At 31.9% G+C, this 14911-nt stretch carries 14 protein-coding genes, 1 pseudogene and 1 other annotated feature; of the genes and pseudogenes, 14 read left to right on the top strand and 1 reads right to left on the bottom strand.

The features are described from left to right. The first annotated feature begins 7 nt into the window (after positions 1-7). The 8 genes from BO51_RS02475 to BO51_RS02440 all read left to right on the top strand — a co-directional run bounded on the left by BO51_RS02475 (position 8) and on the right by BO51_RS02440 (position 8215). Positions 8-1348, top strand: a complete 1341-nt coding sequence (locus tag BO51_RS02475) for an MATE family efflux transporter (protein WP_496483636.1) — start codon at positions 8-10, stop codon at positions 1346-1348. Positions 1349-1368: 20 nt separating this feature from the next. After that, on the top strand, positions 1369-2667 hold the full coding sequence (locus BO51_RS02470) for an amidohydrolase (RefSeq protein ID WP_496483635.1): 1299 nt from the start codon (positions 1369-1371) through the stop codon (positions 2665-2667). Between the two features lie 49 nt (positions 2668-2716). Further along, positions 2717-2946, top strand: a binding site (T-box leader). Positions 2947-3001: 55 nt separating this feature from the next. Then, a complete protein-coding gene (gene cysK / locus BO51_RS02465) occupies positions 3002-3916 on the top strand; it encodes a cysteine synthase A (protein ID WP_496483634.1) in 915 nt (304 codons plus the stop codon). Next, positions 3913-4464: a serine O-acetyltransferase EpsC gene (gene epsC / locus BO51_RS02460; protein WP_496483633.1), complete on the top strand. Its 552-nt coding sequence runs from the start codon at positions 3913-3915 to the stop codon at positions 4462-4464. Before cysK ends, epsC begins: the two co-directional genes overlap by 4 nt. A 97-nt stretch (positions 4465-4561) precedes the next feature. After that, positions 4562-5410: a 2-oxoacid:ferredoxin oxidoreductase subunit beta gene (locus BO51_RS02455; RefSeq protein ID WP_496483632.1), complete on the top strand. Its 849-nt coding sequence runs from the start codon at positions 4562-4564 to the stop codon at positions 5408-5410. Positions 5411-5420: 10 nt separating this feature from the next. After that, positions 5421-7097 carry a 2-oxoacid:acceptor oxidoreductase subunit alpha gene (locus tag BO51_RS02450; protein ID WP_496483631.1) on the top strand — a complete coding sequence of 559 codons (1677 nt, stop codon included), beginning with the start codon at positions 5421-5423 and terminating at the stop codon, positions 7095-7097. Between the two features lie 19 nt (positions 7098-7116). Beyond that, positions 7117-7740, top strand: coding sequence for a GntR family transcriptional regulator (locus tag BO51_RS02445; RefSeq protein ID WP_496483629.1), 624 nt, complete (start codon positions 7117-7119; stop codon positions 7738-7740). A gap of 46 nt (positions 7741-7786) precedes the next feature. Then, positions 7787-8215, top strand: coding sequence for a universal stress protein (locus tag BO51_RS02440; protein WP_496483627.1), 429 nt, complete (start codon positions 7787-7789; stop codon positions 8213-8215). Between the two features lie 19 nt (positions 8216-8234). Here BO51_RS02440 and BO51_RS02435 read toward each other — a convergent pair whose 3' ends face one another. Beyond that, complete coding sequence (locus tag BO51_RS02435; protein WP_496483625.1) at positions 8235-9425, bottom strand: coenzyme F420-0:L-glutamate ligase; 1191 nt, start codon at positions 9423-9425, stop codon at positions 8235-8237. A 104-nt stretch (positions 9426-9529) separates the two neighbouring features. On the opposite strand from BO51_RS02435, the gene BO51_RS02430 reads away from it, so the two are divergent. The 6 genes and pseudogenes from BO51_RS02430 (at position 9530) to BO51_RS02405 (ending at position 14881) form a co-directional block, all read left to right on the top strand. Continuing rightward, positions 9530-10420: a LysR family transcriptional regulator gene (locus BO51_RS02430; protein WP_496483623.1), complete on the top strand. Its 891-nt coding sequence runs from the start codon at positions 9530-9532 to the stop codon at positions 10418-10420. Between the two features lie 23 nt (positions 10421-10443). Further along, positions 10444-12075 (top strand): annotated as a pseudogene (locus BO51_RS02425) (diguanylate cyclase domain-containing protein); the annotation flags it as partial. A 12-nt stretch (positions 12076-12087) separates the two neighbouring features. After that, positions 12088-12933, top strand: a complete 846-nt coding sequence (locus BO51_RS02420) for a putative bifunctional diguanylate cyclase/phosphodiesterase (protein ID WP_496483719.1) — start codon at positions 12088-12090, stop codon at positions 12931-12933. Next, positions 12926-13180 carry a putative signal transducing protein gene (locus BO51_RS02415; RefSeq protein WP_496483621.1) on the top strand — a complete coding sequence of 85 codons (255 nt, stop codon included), beginning with the start codon at positions 12926-12928 and terminating at the stop codon, positions 13178-13180. The genes BO51_RS02420 and BO51_RS02415 overlap by 8 nt, the downstream gene beginning before the upstream one ends. 124 nt (positions 13181-13304) lie before the next feature. Then, positions 13305-14312 (top strand): tryptophan--tRNA ligase, encoded by a 1008-nt coding sequence (gene trpS / locus BO51_RS02410; RefSeq protein WP_496483619.1) that lies wholly within the window; start codon positions 13305-13307, stop codon positions 14310-14312. Between the two features lie 47 nt (positions 14313-14359). Continuing rightward, positions 14360-14881 carry a CDP-alcohol phosphatidyltransferase family protein gene (locus BO51_RS02405; RefSeq protein ID WP_496483617.1) on the top strand — a complete coding sequence of 174 codons (522 nt, stop codon included), beginning with the start codon at positions 14360-14362 and terminating at the stop codon, positions 14879-14881. The last annotated feature ends 30 nt before the right edge of the window (positions 14882-14911 follow it).

Raw genomic sequence — 14911 nt, 5'->3', positions numbered from 1 at the left:
GGTCTATATGGAAGCTGACAAAACAATTAAATCGAAAATTTTATCAATGATACTTCCGATTACAGCAGAGAATATACTTCAGATGACAGCAGGAGTTGTATCGATGGCAATGGTTGGAAGAATAAGTGAAATCGCTGTAGGAGCAGTAGGGATTAGCAATATAATTTTCAGAATAATATGGGCAATATTTAAAGGAATTTCAACAGGAGCTTCAGTATTTGTTGCGCAAGGCTATGGTGCAAATGATAGAGAGAAGATTAGAAAAACAAGTATTAGTGCATTTGTGATATTGTTATTTTTGTCTATCTTTTTTATGATCATACTGTTTGAGTTTAGTTCTAAATTATTACTGATCTTTAATCCCAAAGCTTCATTATTAGCATCAGCAAAATTATACTTAACTATTATAGCATTGAGCCTGCCTTTTTCAGCTTTGATATTACTAATTTCTGGTATATTTCAAGGTATGGGAAACGCAAAGACACCAATGTTTATTGTACTCATATTGAATTTTTTCAACATAATTTTAAGTTATCTGTTAATATTTGGGAAAATTGGATTTCCAAAATTGGGGTTAAGAGGTGCTGCAATAGCATATGTTTTAAGCTATTTAATAGCATCAATAGCAGGACTTATTTTTTTAACATATCAAGAGAGTATATTTAGAATAAAAAATTTCAAAATTCATGAGATAATCAACATGAATGAGCTTAAAAATTTGATTAAATTCTCAATACCAACTGCATTTGAGATGAGTTTTTGGCAATTTGCATCAATTATCATTACAAGGGCAATCCTTAATTATGGTGAAATTGCTTATGCTGCATATCAATTAGGATTACAAGCTGAATCCATGTCGTATATGCCAGCTGCGGGGTTTGGGATTGCTGCATCTACATTTGTTGGACAAGCTGTGGGGTCCAAAAATAATGAATTAGCAAAAAAATATATGAAGTATTTATATAAATATTCAGCTATAATTACATCAATAGCAGGATTATCTTTAATTTTATTTCCAAATCAAATAATGAGACTATTGACAAATAACACAGAAGTCATACAAATAGGAGCTCAATACTTATTTATTATGGGCTTAGTGCAATTACCTCAAAATATAGCTGGTGTTCTAAATGGAGCATTAAGAGGTGCTGGTTATTCTAAAATAAGCATGGTAAATGTTGGAGTCGGATTATGGGGAGTTAGAATTCCTTTAGTGCTAATACTTACGAATTTTTTAAAGGCTAAAATCTATTGGATCTGGATAGCGATGGGTATAGATTTATTAGTGAGATTTATTTTTTCAGCAATTACATTTAAAAAGAAAGACATATATACCACTAAGATTTAACAAAATAGGAGGAGAACAAAATGAAAATCTTGATTAAAAATGTTGATATTGTTACTATGGATGAGCAAAACAAATTTTATGATAGATCTAATATTGTGATTGAAGACAATATTATCACGCATATTGGAGATATTGAAGAAATTGACAAAAATAAAGTTGATTATGTGATTGAAGGACTAAATAAATTAGCTATGCCCGGTTTAATAAATTGTCATACTCATTTAGGCATGAGCCTTTTTAGAAATTACGCTGATGACATGATTCTTTCAGAATGGTTAACTAAAAAAATATGGCCCGTTGAAGCAAAATTGGTTGAAGAAGATATTTATTGGGCTAGTTTACTGAGCATGTCAGAAATGATATCATCAGGTACAACTACTTTTTGCGATATGTATTTTTTTATGGATCAAGTTGTTAGAGCTTTAGATATTTCAGGAATGAGAGCATCTTTAGCGAGAGGTATTGTAGAAGAAGACTCTAATTCAATATATAAAATAGAAGAAAATGAAAAACTTTTTATGGATTATAATAATTCTTTAAATGGCAGAATAAAAATAATGTTTGGACCACATGCTCCATACACTTGTAGCCCTGAATTTTTGTTGAAAATAATGGATTCGGCTTCAAAACTAAATGCAGGTTTACACATTCACCTGGCGGAAACTAAAGATGAAGTTGAGGATAGCTTTAGTAAGTATAATAAATCACCTATTAAGCATATGAACGATTTAGGGTTATTTGAATTACATACGGTAGCTGCACATTGTGTACATATTGATGAGGATGATATACAATTAATTAAACAAAAAAATGTTCATCCTGTAAACAACCCTAGCAGCAATTTTAAATTAGCAAGTGGTTTCTCGCCTGTCAATAAGATGCTAAAGGAAGGAATAAGAGTAGCTTTGGGAACTGATGGAGCAGCGTCTAATAACAATCTTAATATGTTTAAAGAAATAAGCATGGCAAGTCTAGTTAATAAAGCAGTTGACAATGATCCCATGAGTGTAACAGCATTAGAAACGCTTAAAATGGCTACATTAAACGGGGCATACGCATTAGGTATAGAGAAAGAAATAGGCTCATTAGAGGTTGGAAAGAAAGCCGATATAATAATTTTGGACATGGACAAGCCACATCTTTGCCCAAGAAATAATATTTTTTCAACATTAGCATATTCCGCTTATGGAAGTGATGTTGACACAGTTATTGTGGATGGCAATATTTTAATGGAGAAAAAGGAATTTAAAACTATAGACATTGAGAAAGTAAAATATATGGCAAATGAAATTTCTATAGATTTATTGAATAATAGATAAATTATTGTTGCAAAACTTAAAAATATTTGTTATATTATCTAATAGATACTAAAATGCTAGGAATTGGTAAAGTACCATAATGATTACATCAAAGAGAGGACTTCACTTGCTGAGAGAAGTTTATGTATAGTTATTGGGAAGTGCACCAATGAGCAAAAAAGTCGAAGGCTCAGTAGACTTTTTCGGATGCCGCCGTTATATGGCTAAGATATGAAAGTATCTAAAGAGATGGGATTTCCCAAACAGAGTGGAACCGCGAAGTAGACCTTTGCCTCTGTATATTTAATATACAGGCGCAGAGGATTTTTTATTATAAAAAATAGGAGGGCTTTATATGGTATATGAAAATATTTTAGAATTAATTGGAAATACTCCAACAGTAAAAACTAAAAATATAGTTAAAGATCAGGCAGATATTTATGTAAAGATAGAAAGTTTTAATCCTGGAGGAAGCATAAAGGACAGACCAGCCTTATATATGATTAATGAGGCATTAAAAACAGGAAGATTGAAAAAAAATCAACCTATTGTAGAAGCTACCAGTGGGAACATGGGGATTGCATTGGCTATGATAGGAACGGTTATAGGAAATCCAGTAATTTTGGTTATGCCAGATACAATGAGTGTCGAGAGAAGAAAGATTTTAAAAGCTTATGGGGCAAAGTTGATATTGACAGAGGGAGCAAAAGGTATGAAAGGGGCAGTAGATAAGGTAGAAGAATTAGTAAGAGAAAATGCCTATTTTTGGCCAAGACAATTTGAAAACAATGCTAATGTCTTAGCTCATTACGAGACAACAGCAAGAGAAATATTAAGAGATTTTGAAGGTAAGATTGATGCTTTTGTCGCTGGAGTAGGTACTGGAGGGACGGTATCTGGTGTTGGAAAAGCTTTAAAAGAAATCAATCCAAATATAATGATAGTCGCAGTACAACCTGAAAAATCTCAAGTGCTTACAGGTAAAAATCCAGCAGGCCATGGAATACAAGGAATTGGAGCTAATTTTATTCCTGCAATATATGACGATAGCGTTGTTGATGAAATAATTAGTGTAAAAGATGAAGATGCATTTAAATGGGCTAGATATTTAGCTGAGGAAGAAGGCTTGCTAGTGGGCATTAGTTCAGGAGCAAATTACTATTCTAGTCTTGAAATAGCCAAAAAATTAGGTTCAGGCAAAAAAGTTGTCACTGTACTACCAGACACAGGAGAAAGATATCTCACTACTGCATTATTTAATTTGGAGTGATAAAAATGATTAAGACTTTAATTGAAGAAGGAAGAAATGTTTTAGAAAAAGATCCTGCAACAAATAGCTTATTTGAAGCTATATTCTTTTCCCCAGGGGTAAGAGCAATATTGGCTCATAAAATATCCCACTCACTATATAAGAAAGGTCATCTCACTTTAGCTAGATGGATTTCATACAGAGCGAGGAAGAAAACAGGAATAGAAATTCATCCTGGAGCTAAAATTGGAAAAAGAGTTTTTATAGACCATGGGATGGGTGTAGTTATTGGGGAAACAGCTGAAGTTGGGGATGATGTTACGATATATCATGGAGTTACCTTGGGAGGAGTAGGCACTCAAAGGGGCGTAAAAAGGCATCCAACAGTTGGGAACAATGTAATGATTGGTGCAGGAGCTAAAATTTTAGGGCCTATTAATATAGGGGACAATTCAAAGATAGGAGCAAATGCTGTAGTGCTAGAAGATGTTCCAGAGAATTCAACTGCTGTTGGGGTTCCTGCAAAGATAATAAAAAAAAATATTCATGACTATATGTATGCAATTTAAAGACAGTTTTTACTGTCTTTATTTTTTGCTCAATTTTTGAATTATTTCTAAAATAAAGTATAATATAGATAATATATGAATATATGGAGGAGAAAATATGAAATGCGAATATGAACTATATAAACCATCATGGTGCCCTGGCTGCGGAAATTATATGATCAGAGACGCTTTAAAGAAAGCTTTAGAAGATTTAGAGATAAATCCATCTAAAGTAGTTCTAGTATCTGGCATAGGACAGGCTGCAAAAATGCCACACTACATAGGCCTGAATGGATTTAATGGATTACATGGAAGAGCACTTCCTCCTGCAATCGGAATAAAAATGTCTAATAAAGACCTTACAGTAATTGTTGAATCTGGAGATGGTGATACATATGGAGAAGGAGCAAACCACTTCATTCATACTATTCGAAGAAATGTAGATATAGCACATTTTGTACACAACAACCAAATTTACGGGCTTACAAAAGGGCAAGGTTCGCCAACTACTGCATTAGGCCAGAAAACAACTTTACAATTCGATGGTGTAAAATTAAATCCGCTAAATCCTTTAGCTTTAAGTTTAACAATGGGCGCTGGATTTGTAGCCAGAGGATTTTCTGGAGATATTGAGCATTTATCAAATTTGATGAAAGGAGCAATATTGTATAAGGGCTATGCACATGTTGACATATTGCAACCATGCGTAGTTTGGAATAAAATAAATACATTTAAATGGTATAAAGATAGAGTTTATAAATTAAATGATGACTATGATTATACAGATTTTGAACTAGCTTATAAAAAGTCATTAGAATTTGGAGATAGAATCCCAATTGGCATTTTATATAAAGTAGAAAAAGAAACTTATGAGCAAAGATTTCCGTTTGTTGAAAATGGGGAGCCATTAGTAAAAGCTGAACTAAACCCTACAAATGCGCAGAAGCTATTAGAAGAATTTTATTAGGAGGGTAAAAATGGATTATTCAATATTAATTGGTGGAGCAGCAGGGCAAGGAATTGAAACTGTTGTTGAATTATTAGAAAAAATAATAAAAAGAGCAGGTTTCAATGTATTCACCTACAAGGACTATATGTCTATGGTAAGAGGTGGACACAATTTTATGCAAATTCGTTTTTCTGATGATGAAATATATACTTACAATAGCAAAGTAGACATCATATTCGCTATGACACAAGAAACTATATCAAAACATCACGATAAATTAAAATCAGGTGGCATTATTATATGTGATGAAAGCTTTGAAGAGAACGACTTTATTAAGCTGCCTTTGCAAAAATTAGCTAAAGATCTTGGGAATACTAAAGTTGTAGGCACTATTGGTGTTGGATTTATCATTAAATATTTAGGTATTTCATATGATATTGCAGCAAATACTATTAAAACTTTTTTTAAAGATGAAAATATCGATGTCAACTTAGAGGCTTTTGAAACAGGATATAAAATTGGAGAGAATAAATATCAACTACAGAGTCTAGAAGACGATAAAATTTTGATAAATGGGAATCAAGCGTTAGCTTTAGGTGCTATTGCAGCAGGAGTTAAATTTTACTGTGGCTATCCAATGACTCCATCAACTAGCGTGATGAGTTATATATCAAGACATGCTAATGAAATGGGCATTGTTGTGGATCAAGTAGAAGATGAAGTAGCTGCCTTAAATATGGCTTTAGGGGCATCTTTTGCAGGAGTTAGGGCAATGACAGGATCGTCAGGCGGTGGATTTGCACTTATGGTAGAAGCTCTAAGTCTAGCAGGTATAATGGAGATTCCAATTGTACTTTTCAATGCACAAAGACCTGGGCCTGCAACAGGGCTATCTACAAGAAGCGAACAAGGTGATTTAAGATTTGTAATACACGCAGGGCATGGAGAATTTCCTAAAATGGTTATCGCACTAAGAAGCCCAGAAGATGCTTTATATCAAACCGCAAGGGCATTTAATTTAGCTGATAAATATCAGATTCCAGTTGTTTTATTGACAGATGAATATCTGGCTGACTATGATATGACTATAAAACCCTTTGACTTTACAAAAATCACAATAGAAAGATATATTTCCAACGAAAACGAGATAGAAGACGAAAGATATAAACGATACAAATACACAGAAAGTGGCATTTCTCCTAGATTGGTTCCAGGTATTGCAAATGAAAAATTAGTTTTAGTTGATAGCCATGAACACAATGAATATGGCAATATAGATGAATCTATCGAAACAAGAGTCAATATGATGAAAAAAAGAATGAAGAAATTAGATAATTTAAGAACAGAAATTCAAGAACCCGATTATATTGGAGCAGAGAATCCTGAATATTTGTTAGTTGGGTTTGGTTCGACCTATGGTGCTATAAAAGAAGCTGTGTTAAGGTTAAATTCAACTAGTGAGAAATTTGGAGCATTAATTTTTGGTGACATTTATCCATTTCCAGTTGAGAGATTAAATTATTATTCAAATAAGGCAAAAAAAATAATAGTTGTAGAGCAAAATTATCTTTCTCAGTTAAAGAGTTTAATCAACGAGTATACGAATATATTAATAGACAATAGTATACTTAAATACGATGGCAGAGCTATAAACTCAGATGAAATAATTTTAGAGATTAATAATATATTATTCAACAATAAATGATGAGATGGGAGTGCATAAAATGGAAGATAATAGATCTACACCTAGATATGAAAAAATAGCATTGGATATAGCAAATGCAATATACAAAGGCCAATATGAAGAAGGGGATAAACTCCATGGCAGATCTACATTGGCTGGAACTTACAATGTTTCTCCAGAAACAATAAGAAGAGCAATAAAGATACTTGAAGATGTAGGAGTGGTAGAATCATCAAAAGGCAGTGGAATTACTATAATTTCAAAAGAAAAAGCATATAAATACATAAACAGATTTAAAAATATAGAAAGCGTTACATCTTACAGAATTAAGCTACAGGAGTTATTCGATAAAAAAAGAGAAATAGAAGATGACATATTGCATATTGTGGACAGAATTATAGAAAGAAGTAGTGTATTAAGCAATATCACAGCATTGACCCCATTTGAATTGGAAATAACAAATAAGTGTCAATACATTGGCAAGTCAATAGGAGAACTTAATTTTTGGCAAAATACAGGAGCTACAATAGTAGGGATAAGAAGAAACAATGAAACCATTCTTTCGCCTGGACCTTATGCTACTTTGGAGAATGGTGACATACTATTGATGATAGGTGAAGATGGAGTGGTAGAAAGCGTAAAAAGATTTTTAGAAGAGGATTAGTTTTTTAAAGTATATGGGTATTTATATTAAAAGGGAGGGATCGGATATGAAGAAAATTTTAGTACCGGTAGATGGATCAGAAAACTCTAAGAAAGCCTTAATAAAAGCGAAAGAATTTGGACTTAATAACGAGTCGGATGTCATCATTTTATGCGTAGTAAATAGTTTAAAAGACAATCCTTATGTTGTTGACCAAGATTTTACCACGGAATTGAGCAAGAAAAACATTGAGACCGGGAAATCAATACTTAATGAAGCTTTAAACATTTTTAAAGATTATCCTTACAAAGTTGAAACTAGATTAAGAAATGCAGAAGATATTGCAGAAGCAATAATTGAAACTGCAGAAGAAGAAGCTGTTGATTTAATAGTGATGGGTAGAAGGGGCTGGAACATATCTTCAAGATCTCTCTTGGGAAGTGTTTCTAACAAGGTATTAAATTATGCTAATAAATCGGTATTAGTAGTAAAATAGGTAGCGAAAGCTACCTATTTTACTTTGTATAATTATCAAAATAACCTTGAATATATACTAGTGGAGTGCCTTTATCTCCGCTTCCTGAAGTTAAGTCAGCTAATGAACCTATTAGATCTGTAAGTCTTCTAGGTGTAGTTCCTTGAGAAATCATTTCTCCAACTAAAGAACCATCTTTATTTGCGATATAGTCAGAAATTGCTTTTCTTAATTCTTCACCAGACAAGTCCTTAAAGAGATCATCTGCTAGGTATTTTAGTTTTATTTCATTAGGTGTTCCCTCCAAACCTTTTGTGTAAGCAGGGGATACAACTGGATCTGCAAGCTCCCATATTTTTCCTACAGGATCTTTGAATGCGCCGTCGCCATATATCATAACTTCTATTGTTTTTCCCGTGATATTTTTTATTTCATCTTGAATAGATTCAACAATTGGCTGACCATCTCTTGGGAATAGTTTAATTTTCTCCTCACTGGATTTATTTGAACCTAACAAGCCATATTCTGGATTATAACCACTTCCATTTATTGGAGCGTTTAATATCTCATCTAAACCATATACTTTTCTTCCACCATATTTTTTCAATAAGCTTTTAGTTCTCTCTCTAGTGTGAATATCACAAGCTAAAACATCCTTTGTATATTCAAGTATAGTTAGAGGATTATTAGAAAATATTATTTCATAATCAACATTGTATTCTTCTAATATAGATTTATAATACTCAATATAATCAACTCCAGTAAATCTATGTTTCCTATATCCAAAGTATTCTCTGAATTGTTTTTCTGTCAATACATCTGTCCATGGATTTACTCCTTTGATATCTAACACATCCATGTCAACCAGATGATTACCCACTTCATCAGAAGGATAACTCAACATTAAAGTGATTTTCTTTGCCCCTTTTGCTATTCCTTTCAATATAATTCCAAATCTATTTCTACTAAGAATTGGGAATATAACACCAAAGTGTTCATTTGAATATTTATTTTTGATATCTTGTGCTATATCATCAATAGTTGCATAATTTCCTTGCGCTCTTGCTACAACAGATTCAGTTATACAAAGGCAATCCCTATCTTGAATCTCGAAATTAGCTTCTTTAGTAGCTTTTGTTATGGTGTCTATGGATATTTTTACTATGTCATCTCCTTCTCTTATGATAGGTGTCCTAAGACTTCTTACAGTTGTTCCAATTGTTCGTTCCATGATAACCTCCTAAAAATAATGGCTTGCTTTATGAATTAAGTATATAATATATTATATCATAAGTAAAATAAATATATTTTATGACAAGCATAAGGAGAATTTATATGATAGAAAAATTAGATTTATTTAGAATATTCAATGAAGTTGCTGAACAGCAAAGTATAACAAAGGCCGCAAAAAATTTATTTGTAAGTCAACCCGCGGTTTCACAGGCTATTGCACAGTTGGAACAAGAGCTAGGAGTTACCTTGTTCATTCGTACTTCGAAAGGAGTTAATCTGAATAGTGAAGGAAAGGTGCTATTTTCATATGTCAATAAAGGGATAAATCAGATAAAATTAGGTGAGCAAAAATTATTAGAAGCAAAAAAATTAGACTCAGGGACATTGACAATTGGCGTTGGCGATACAATTTTAAGATATTTATTATTGGATACTTTATTATCATATAAGCAACTTTATCCAAACATACAATTGAGGATTGTAAATCGTACATCTCAAGATTTAGTAAAACTAGTTGAGCTTGGAGAAATAGAATTAGCAATATGTAATTTGCCAATTAGCGACAGCAATTTGAAAATAAAAAAAATCAAAGAAATTCAAGATATCCTTGTAGCTGGTGAAAAATATGGTAACATTATCAAGGGTGCTACTAAATTAAGAGAGGTTTTAGAATGTCCATTGATAATGTTAGATAGCAGGTCTAATACTAGAAAATATGTTGAAAATTTCTTGTTCTCTAAGGAGATAATAATTGAACCTCAAATAGAACTTGGTTCACATGATTTAGTGCTTGAATTTGTGAAGAATGGATTTGGGGTAGCTTTTGTTGTAAGAGAGTTTTCAAATGAATACTTAATGAAGAAAGAGATTGTAGAAATTTCAACAGATATAACAATTCCTGAAAGAAGCATAGGAGCTTGCTATATTGATGAAAATGTTATTTCTTCAGCTGCAAGTGAATTTTTGAAAATATTGGCAAATAAAGTCCAATAAAATGGGTATAAATAGAAAAAATCATGGAGGAATATATGACGAATTTAGATTTTAATGAAAAAAATCGAATAGATTTAACAGAAAATCTAGATCCTAAAAAAAGAAGCTTTAAACTGGCTTTGATTTACTTTGCGATTGGGGTAGTTTGGATTTTCTTTTCTGATAAAATAGCATCTCTATTTACTGACAACCCTCAAACTTTGTATTTAATATCTTTATACAAAGGCTGGGTCTATATGTTGGTAACTGCTTTGATATTTTATTTTATATTGAAGAGACAGTTCGAAATGTATAGACATGCAGTATTAGAAGTTAAAAGTGCTTATGGTGACATTTCAGATCTCGAAAACAAAATAGAACATGTAAAAAGCGAATATAAAATGTATGAAGATAAATTAAGAGAAATGGAACAAAAGTTTGAGCTGTCGATCAAAGGATCAAATTATGGCATATGGAACTGGGATATTCAAAAAGACATCTATTTTACATCTTTACTTGCAAAACCTCAATTCGGATATTCAGAAGAGTATCAAGAAAAAATTAATACTATTGAAAAATGGAGAACACATATACATGAAGAGGACTTATCTTATTCCTTACATAAGTTTGATAAGATGCTTTTAGATTCTGATGGAGTTTATGAAAATGCTTTAAGGGTTAGGACAGCGAAAGGTGATTATAGATGGATTGTAACGACTGGAAAAGTAAAGTATAACGAGTACGGCAAACCAATTGCAATTGGTGGTTCGCACATCGATATAACTGAAAAACTACAATTAGAAGAAGATTTAAAAATGGAGAGAAAATTATTAGATATAATTTTAAACGACATTCCAATCGTGGTTATCAGGTGCGATTCACAAGGCAAAATAATAAGTGTAAATAAATTTTTTAAAGAGTTGTTTAAATTTGAAGAAGAGGAGTTTATTGGGATTAGCATTTTAAATTTAGTTGCTGATGATACAAATAAGACAATGTTGAATGATTTGATTTCAGATACAATTTCAGGTAATAAGATAAATGACATGGAAATTGAGTTAATTACAAAAGACAAACAAAAAAAGACAATAATTTGGAGCAGCTCATTTTTATTTGATGAAGAAAATAGAGTAAGAGATATAATATTTATTGGTGGCAATATAACTGAAAGAAAAGAGATGGAAAATCAATTATATGATCTTGCATACTATGATCAGCTAACTGGTCTTTCAAATAAATACAAGCTAGAAAAGGACATGATAGAATTGCAAAGAAAAGCACAGAATGAAAATCTCGAGATAGTGTTTGTGTATGCAGATATAGATAATTTCAATTTAGTTAATCAAATATATGGCCATAGTGCAGGAGACAGATTACTTGTAGATATTGCAGATAGGATATTCGGACTTTTTCCATAAGAACATTATATGTATAGATTTGGCGGAGACGAATATGTTTTAGTCTTGCTCCTTAAAGAAGAAGAACAGAAAATCAAGCTAGAGGATAAAATAATAGAGATATTAAAATATGCTGATCAAGTACAAGACATATTGCACAAGGAATACAATGTAAATTTCAGTGCAGGGGTTGCTATTTATCCTCTACAGGCTAAAGATTATGAAGATTTACTAAAAAAAGCTGATTTAGCATTAAACCATGCTAAGAAATATGGCAAGAACAGGACCGTACTGTATTTCGATGAACTGGATACGGGTTTAAAAGAACTTGTAGAACTTGATGAAGACTTAAAGAGAGCTATAGATAAAAATCAATTTTTCTTATTGTATCAACCGCAAATTGACTTAAAGAAGATGACAATTGTAGGTGCAGAAGCGTTGATCAGATGGAACAGACCAAAACGTGGTATCGAAAGCCCACTTTATTTTATTCCTCATGCGGAAAAAACAGGGGATATAATTAAAATAGATGGTTGGGTAATGGAAGAAGCTTTGAGAGAAACAACGAAGCTATCACAAAGCGGATTGACTGATTTTAAGATATTTATTAGTATATCAGGTAAGCTAATTGGTGACTTGGAAAAGTTTAGGCAACTTATTACAGAATTGTCATCTGTTTACGATTTTAGCAAAACTTGTATAGAAATAACTGAAACAAGCTTAATAGAAAATCTTGAGAGATGTACTGAAGCCTTGGAAATTATAAAAGCAGCTAATGGGAAAATCGCTTTAGACGATTTTGGAGTTGGATATTCTTCTTTGTCTTATTTGCAAGTTTTATCTATAGATATAATAAAAATAGACAAATCGTTTATTGACTCTATTGACGTGAATCCAGAGAACAAGAAAATCATGGAGATGATTGTAAACCTATCTCATGAACTGGGAATGAAAGTATTAGCAGAAGGCGTTGAAACTAAAAAGCAATTAGATCAAATTATCGAAATGGGATGTGATTACGCCCAAGGGTATTATTTCTATAAACCATTACCCGTAAATGAGTTCGAGGAATTGCTTATAGAACAATCCAAGAAAAGAGAGATTATAGATAAAGAAAGGGGCATAATTGATGAGTAAAAAAGAGAAACAGGAAATTAATTTAAAATTGCTTATAAAAACATCAGATAGAATTATGCTTTCTTTGATAGAATCGATACTTAAAGAGAATGGGATACCCTATATTCTCAAAGACAAAGGCACAGGAGGATATTTAAAAATAATAACCGGAGCTTCAATATATGATACTGAAGTGTTAGTTTCAGATAAAGATTTTGAGAAAGCAAGGGAATTAGTTGATTTAGTGACAAAGAGTGATGGCATTTAATTTCAAACATTGCTTTGATGTTCTTTACAATACACCTAAAATTAGGTATAATCGAATAAGTATTTTATAAAATCCCTTTACTTTAAGTGGTAAAGGGATTTATAATATCAATAAGGGTGATAAAATGGATAAGAAAACAGTACTAAGCGGCATACAACCGTCTGGATCGCTAACATTAGGAAACTATATCGGAGCCTTAAAAAATTTTACAGAATTTCAAAATGAATATGATTGTTATTATTGCATAGTCGATTTACATGCAATTACGGTACCACAAGTACCACAAGATTTGAGAAAAAACACTTTAGAAGTATTAGCTCTCTACTTAGCTTGTGGATTGGATCCTGATAAGTCAACTATATTTATACAGTCACATGTTCATGAACACGCTGAACTTGCTTGGGTATTGAATACCATAACATATATGGGCCAACTTAACAGGATGACTCAATACAAAGATAAATCAAAAAAATACAACGAAAGTATAAATGCAGGACTATTTACTTATCCGGTTTTGATGGCAGCAGATATTTTACTCTATCAAGCTGACTTAGTTCCTGTCGGAGAAGATCAAAGGCAACATTTAGAGCTTGCAAGAGATTTAGCGATCAGATTTAACAACAAATACAGCGATACATTTAACATACCAGAACCGTTCATCAAAAAATCAGGTTCCAAAATAATGAGTTTACAAGATCCTGCTGTCAAAATGAGTAAATCTGATCAGGATAAGAACGCATATATTTTGCTTTTAGATGACAAAGATACAATACGTAGAAAAATCAGGAGGGCAGTTACAGACTCTGAAAATCATATCGACTATAATGACAACCAACTTGGATTAAAAAATTTAATAGATATATACTCATCACTAACAGATAAAAAGGCAGAGGAAATAGTTGCAATGTATCAAAGCAAAGGATATGGCGAATTTAAAGATGATTTAGCAGAAGTTATCATTGAAAGCTTAGATCCTATTCAAAAAAGATACAAAGAAATCATATCAGATAGAGTGTACTTAGAACAGGTTTATGCTTCAGGTGCTGTAAAAGCAGGAAGAAAAGCTAGTAAAACATTGAGAAAAGTGTACAAAAAAGTTGGATTTGTACCAAAAACTGACATAACTAAATAAGATTGTAATAGCCAAATAATTTTGATTTTTGATTGGAGAGAAAAATTGTGACTTTACCTAATATCATAACATTCTTTAGACTGTTGTTAATACCAGTGTATCTTTTGGTGTATTATTCTAATTTAGAAAATAGAATAATAATTGCTGGAGCTATTTTCTTCTTGGCAGGAATTTCTGATGTACTGGATGGATACATCGCAAGGAAGTACAACAAGTCAAGCAAGTTAGGAACAGTGCTTGACCCTTTTGCAGATAAATTGATGGCTTTTGCAGTTTTGATATCATTTTATTCTGATGGATTAATGCCTTTGTGGATATTGATACCTATATTTATTAAAGAATTGGTTATGATATTAGGCGGCACAAAGTTATTTGTTAAAAATGACAGTTCAGTTATTCCATCAAATAAATACGGCAAAGCTGCGACATTTTTACTCTATCTATCAGTATTTCTTATTATAATAAAAGCACCGCATTATATAGTAATATTTTCTCTAATTCTAACATTAGTGACAAATATACTAGCTTTTTATAATTATTTAAAAATATATAAGGAAGTTACTCAGTAGTGACAATTGACAAATATAACAACTTAAATT

Source organism: Soehngenia saccharolytica DSM 12858, assembly GCF_059568515.1.
The sequence above is the reverse complement of the archived record's forward strand: the minus strand, read 5'-3'. Positions and strand labels throughout refer to the sequence as shown.

Bases quoted from the DNA above. Each gene is read 5' to 3' on its own strand.
- BO51_RS02475 (WP_496483636.1), top strand. From the start codon at position 8: ATGGAAGCTGACAAAACAATTAAATCGAAAATTTTATCAATGATACTT.
- BO51_RS02450 (WP_496483631.1), top strand. From the start codon at position 5,421: ATGGATTATTCAATATTAATTGGTGGAGCAGCAGGGCAAGGAATTGAA.
- BO51_RS02455 (WP_496483632.1), top strand. From the start codon at position 4,562: ATGAAATGCGAATATGAACTATATAAACCATCATGGTGCCCTGGCTGC.
- BO51_RS02430 (WP_496483623.1), top strand. From the start codon at position 9,530: ATGATAGAAAAATTAGATTTATTTAGAATATTCAATGAAGTTGCTGAA.
- trpS (WP_496483619.1), top strand. From the start codon at position 13,305: ATGGATAAGAAAACAGTACTAAGCGGCATACAACCGTCTGGATCGCTA.
- BO51_RS02415 (WP_496483621.1), top strand. From the start codon at position 12,926: ATGAGTAAAAAAGAGAAACAGGAAATTAATTTAAAATTGCTTATAAAA.
- BO51_RS02440 (WP_496483627.1), top strand. From the start codon at position 7,787: ATGAAGAAAATTTTAGTACCGGTAGATGGATCAGAAAACTCTAAGAAA.
- BO51_RS02470 (WP_496483635.1), top strand. From the start codon at position 1,369: ATGAAAATCTTGATTAAAAATGTTGATATTGTTACTATGGATGAGCAA.
- cysK (WP_496483634.1), top strand. From the start codon at position 3,002: ATGGTATATGAAAATATTTTAGAATTAATTGGAAATACTCCAACAGTA.
- BO51_RS02435 (WP_496483625.1), bottom strand. From the start codon at position 9,425: ATGGAACGAACAATTGGAACAACTGTAAGAAGTCTTAGGACACCTATC.
- BO51_RS02445 (WP_496483629.1), top strand. From the start codon at position 7,117: ATGGAAGATAATAGATCTACACCTAGATATGAAAAAATAGCATTGGAT.